The sequence below is a fragment of the Trichothermofontia sp. genome (assembly GCF_053493415.1).
Map to the genome: position 1 here is coordinate 1 of NZ_JBRCAD010000096.1, position 5,473 is coordinate 5,473.

Below are 5,473 nucleotides of genomic sequence, written 5' to 3' on the forward strand. Positions count from 1 at the left end.
GTGCTGGCTTTAGCCGGCAACGACTAAAGCCAGCACTACCAACGTTGCGGTAAATTCTGTCATGTTCATAGTGCTGGCTTTAGCTGGCAACGACTAAAGTCGTTACTACCAACATTGCGAAACGTTATCTTTGCTGTACTCGTAGCGCTGAAGTGAGGTTAACCAGCCGTCCAGGAACGATCGCCTTTGCCTGGACTGGCGGCGAACGGCTCAAATCAGCGGCAGCAGAGCAAGCAAGTAACTAGGAAACCGCGATCGGTGTGGGGGACTTGACATGGAAACGTTCGCGGATGCGATCGGCCATCTGCGACGGTGTGAGACCCAACGTTACCATCGACTCCTCCGGCTTGGCGTGATCCACCAGCACATCAGGGACCCCCAACCGCAACACGGGCACCTGGATATCGGCATCTAGCAGCGCTTCGGCCACAGCGGAACCAAAGCCACCCATGATCTGCCCCTCTTCCAAGGTCACCACCCGGCCAATGGCCTTCGCCAGGGGGAGCAACAACTCCGTATCCAGGGGTTTGGCAAAGCGGGCATTCACCACCGTTGCCTGCATCCCATGTTCGCTCAGGATTTCCGCCGTTTGTAGGGCCGGATGCACCATCGAGCCATAGCCCACCAGCAAGATATCGTCACCCCGCCGTAACACTTCTGCCTTACCGATCGGCAACGGTTCCCAGCCTTCCTCCAGCAAGGGCACCCCAAAACCATTGCCACGGGGATAGCGCAGGGCGATCGGGCCGTCGGTATAGTTCACCCCCGTCGCGATCATCTGCTGCAACTCCGCCTCATCCTTGGGAGCCATCAGGACAATGTTGGGAATACAGCGCAGGTAGGGAATGTCATACAACCCCTGGTGGGTGGGACCGTCAGCCCCAACAATCCCGGCTCGGTCCATACAGAAGAAGACCGGTAATTTCTGGATACACACATCATGGATCACCTGGTCGTAGGCCCGTTGCAAGAACGTTGAGTAAATCGCCACCACCGGACGCATCCCCTCACAGGCCATCCCTGCCGCCAGCGTCACCGCGTGTTGCTCGGCAATGCCCACATCGATGTACTGGTTAGGCAGCTTCGCCTGCAACTTATCCAGGCCCGTACCGGTCGCCATCGCCGCCGTGATGCCCACAATGCGCGGGTCATTTTCCGCCAGCTTCACCAGCGTATGGGCAAACACCTTGGAATAGCTGGGGGGCTTGGGTTTGTTGGAGGGTAGCGGTTTCCCGGTGGCCAGGTTGAAGGGACTTTGGGCGTGGTAGCCCACCTGATCTTTCTCCGCCAGTTCGTAGCCCTTGCCCTTGACCGTGGCCACATGGACGAGGACTGGGCCATGAATCTGGTGGGCTTGCTGGAAGGTGGCGATGAGTTCTTCGAGATTGTGACCGTCCACCGGACCCATGTAGGTGAAGCCCAATTCCTCAATCACGGCCCCCACCTTGGACACCGCCAGCCGCTTCATGCCGCCCTTGAGCCGTTCCAACTCCGGCGATAGGGAATTGCCCACGAAGGGTAAGTGCTTAAATTGCTCCTCCAGGTTGTCGCTGAGGAACTGCATCGGCGGACTCAGGCGCATTTTGTTCAGGTAGCGCGAGATCGCCCCAACGTTAGGGGAGATCGACATCTCGTTATCGTTCAAGACCACCATTAGATTGGTCTTCGGCAGATGACCGGCATGGTTGATCGCCTCCAAGGCCATCCCCCCAGTTAGGGCACCATCGCCAATGATCGCCACCACCTTAAAGGTTTCGCCCTTCAGGTCACGGGCGAGAGCCATTCCCAGAGCAGCGGAAATACTGGTGGAAGCGTGACCGGCCCCAAAGTGGTCAAACCGGCTTTCCGATCGCTTGAGATAGCCCGCGACGCCATCCTTCTGCCGTAGGGTGTGGAATTGGTTGTAGCGGCCCGTAATCAGCTTATGGGGATAGGCTTGGTGGCCCACGTCCCAGAGTACCTTGTCATGATCGAGGTCGAGGGTCTGATATAGGCCGAGGGTGAGTTCAACCACGCCTAGCCCTGGTCCCAGGTGCCCCCCGCTGGCGGCGATCGTCTGGAGGTGTTTCTCACGAATTTGACGGGCGATTTGTTCCAGTTGCGCGATCGATAGGCCATGCAACTGGTTGGGATGCGTCAGTTCACTCAAATGCATACAGCAAAACTCTCTAGGTCAATGGGGATAGCGATCAGGGATGGTTACCTGCCTGAATTTTAACTTCTGTAACCTGCCACGAAGGTGCGAGCGTGGCACGACGCCTCAGCGTACCGTCCATTGCGATGATCCTTGCCCCGTGTCTGTACCCCGCGTAAACCCGGACGGTAAAACAAGCAGTCCACACAGTAAGTACTTTGGCTCAGCAATGGGCACAGGAATAGCCAGGGCTGGATTGACTGAGGACGGGCAAGGACTTACAGAGGCTAAACCAGTCCTCTGAGTAGCGTACAAGTTTGGTCGATCCTGCGAAACGCATTGATTCAGAGATCTTCATTTTTCTTCAAACTAACCATGTTCTTTAACGAGGGGGCGTCATCTTTCTCGGATCGGATTGAACCTGGATCGGGGCAATCGGTACCAACCTTCAGGTTCCTAGGCCACCTTCACATCCTGTCCCTAACATGGCTAACCGTACAGTAACCCGCCATGCTGGGAAAATTGTGGCAAGACTTCCCCCAGTCTCTATACATTCGGATCATAAAGTCGTTATAAAGGTAAGAATAGGAAACTACCCAGACGGGTGTGTTGACTCTTTGGCATGACGATCGCCTTGGGGAAATTGGCGCGTGATTGGGAATCTTGCGAACTGTCGGGGTTGATTTGTCGAGAGATGTGAGTTGTTTGCGGAAGGGCTTCTAGCGATGAAATACCTGCTACCACTGGTCATTGTTTTCCCGATCGCAGGCACCCTATTCCTAGGGGTTGCCGTGGCCCAACCCATTGTCCCTGCCGCCGATGGGACCGGTACCATTGTGCGTCCTGTGGGCGAACGTTTTGAGATCGAAGGGGGCAAAACCTCTCGCGATGGGGCGAATTTATTTCACAGTTTTCAGCGTTTTAACCTCAGCAAACAGCAAATTGCCAACTTTCTGGCCAGCCCGCAACTCCGGAATATTCTAGGCCGCATTGTGGGGGGTGATGCTTCTTACATTGATGGGTTAATTCAAATCAGTGGGGGGAATCCCAATCTGTTCCTGCTCAATCCAGCCGGGATTATGTTTGGCCCGAATGCAGCTTTGAATGTACCTGCGGATTTTACGGCAGTAACCGCCACTGGAATTGGCTTTAATCAGGGTTGGCTGACGGCGATCGGGTCCCCGGATTATGCCCAATTAGTCGGTACACCTAATCAATTTACTTTTGCCACGGCGCATCCCGGCGCGATCGTCCAAGCCGGTAATCTTACGGTCCCGCCCGGTCACAATTTGCGCCTCATCGGGGGGACGGTCATCAACACGGGCAACCTGTCTGCTCCTGGCGGCGAGGTGACGATCGCGGCGGTACCGGGCGCAAATCTGATTCGTCTGAGCCAGCCTGGACACTTGTTGAGTCTGGAAATGACCCCACTGACGGCTCAAAATGCCGGTTTAGCGACCCCCTCCCTCCCGGAACTGCTGACGGGGGGGAATGTGAGTGGGGCAACCGGGTTAGCCGTGATGCCAGATGGGCGTGTGCAATTACAGGGATCGGGCGTGGTAGTCCCAACGGAATCCGGAACGGCGATCGTCACCGGTCAGGTCAATGCCGCGTCTACGCAAGCCCCTGGGGGCAACGTCAATCTCTTCGGTGAACACGTGGGTCTGCTGGGGGCTGAGCTTAATGCCTCGGGCACGAGGGGTGGCACCGTGCGGATTGGTGGCGATTATCAAGGTCTGGGTGCGGTCCCAAATGCCAACGCAACCTATACCGATACGAATACCCATATCCGAGCCGATGCCCTCACTAAGGGTGACGGTGGCCAGGTGATTGTTTGGGCTGATGACACCACCCGCTTTTATGGTCGCATTTCGGCCCAGGGGGGACCTGCGGGCGGTGATGGGGGGTTAGTCGAGACTTCTGGCAAGTTGGGATTGGATGTTGCCGATGCCAGGGTAGACGCCTCCGCCCCGCAAGGCCAACCAGGCACTTGGCTCCTAGACCCCAGCGATATCACCATTACCGCTGGTCCGACTAACCCCCCTAATCCCGGTCCTAACTTTAATCCCAGTGGGGCGACAGCCAATATCAATGCCCAGCAAATTTCCGATACCCTGAGCCAGGGGACCAGTGTCTTGATCACCACGGCGGGCGGGACTGGGGGGCAGGGGAATATTACGGTATCGGCCCCTATTTTCAAAACTGCCGTTTTTAATGCGTCCAATCAGATTGTGGCTGGGGGCGCGGCAACGTTGAGCCTGAGCGCTGATAACAACATCACCATCAATAGCTCCATTCGCTCGGACTATAACCCCCTGAATGTTCGCCTATCAGCTCCCAGTGGCGTTGTCACCATCAATGGTTTGATTGCGACCAATGGGGGGGATTTCACCAGCCGCAGCGTGAACTTTACCGCCGGGACCATTGATACCAGCCCCGTCTTTTTTGTCGTACCGCCTGTACCGCCCCCGTTTCCGCCGCCGCCCGTACCGCCGCCGCCGCCGCCACCACCTGGTTTCACGGTGACGGATGCTGGGAACATCGATATTGAAGTGGGCCTCGGTAATATTGTGGCGGGGAGTTTGCGAGCCGAAGGGGTCAGTGAGGGGGCCGGTGGCAATGTGAATTTGCGGGCAGCGAGGGGGACGGTACGTATACTGGATACGATCGTGGCGACGCCTTCTAGTTGTCTCGGCAACAGTATTTGTACGACGGGTTCACCAGCAGGAACCGTCAGCATTACCCACGGGGGGGGGCCTGAAAACTATGATTTTGTCGTGGGAGATGCGACCAACAATGGAACGGCAGGCGCGATCGTCGCCACGGGAACTCTCAGCCCTACAACGGTTTTTCCCATGCTACCGGCAGGGGGCGCAGCACCGGGTACACCCAATGGAATGACCATTACCTCCATCAACAGCCCCCCAATTTTGACCGCAACCTTCACGATTACGGGGCCGATCGAGAATCAAACCTATGCCTTTCCGGTGCTTGCTTTAGAACTGAGTGCGTTTGACCCCGATGGCGATCGGCTGTCCTCTGATGGGGTGGTATTCCTGCCCGATTCAGGCTTTCTGATTACCAGTGTTGAGACAGGGGGAACGCTTCAGGTACAGCGAGGGGGCGGGATACCGTTCGATGTGGTACCTGGGGAAACCCGGATCTTGCTCAATGATACGTTGCTCTATACGCCGCCGCCGGACACGGTTGGGCTTGAACCGGGCTTCACGATCGCGGTCCAGGAGGTCCGAAATGCGAGTTTCTCTCCGCCCTTAAATACGGTTGAACGTCCGGTCCCGCTTCCCCTCGTCCAGCGACCAGTATGAGTTCATCCCGATC

General features: G+C 56.8%; 2 protein-coding genes. One reads left to right on the top strand and one right to left on the bottom strand.

Annotated elements, in window-relative coordinates; all coding sequences use genetic code 11:
* Window positions 1–241: 241 nt before the first annotated feature.
* Window positions 242–2,155: a 1-deoxy-D-xylulose-5-phosphate synthase gene (dxs, locus tag ACWIUF_RS08150; RefSeq protein ID WP_448571792.1), complete on the bottom strand. Its 1,914-nt coding sequence runs from the start codon at window positions 2,153–2,155 to the stop codon at window positions 242–244.
* 704 nt (window positions 2,156–2,859) lie between these two features.
* On the opposite strand from dxs, the gene ACWIUF_RS08155 reads away from it, so the two are divergent.
* Entirely contained in the window at window positions 2,860–5,460 is a 2,601-nt protein-coding gene (locus tag ACWIUF_RS08155; protein WP_448571793.1) for a two-partner secretion domain-containing protein, read from the top strand.
* Window positions 5,461–5,473: the final 13 nt, after the last annotated feature.

Excerpts from the sequence above, each read along its gene's own strand:
- ACWIUF_RS08155 (WP_448571793.1), top strand. The coding sequence starts at position 2,860 with ATGAAATACCTGCTACCACTGGTCATTGTTTTCCCGATCGCAGGCACC.
- dxs (WP_448571792.1), bottom strand. The coding sequence starts at position 2,155 with ATGCATTTGAGTGAACTGACGCATCCCAACCAGTTGCATGGCCTATCG.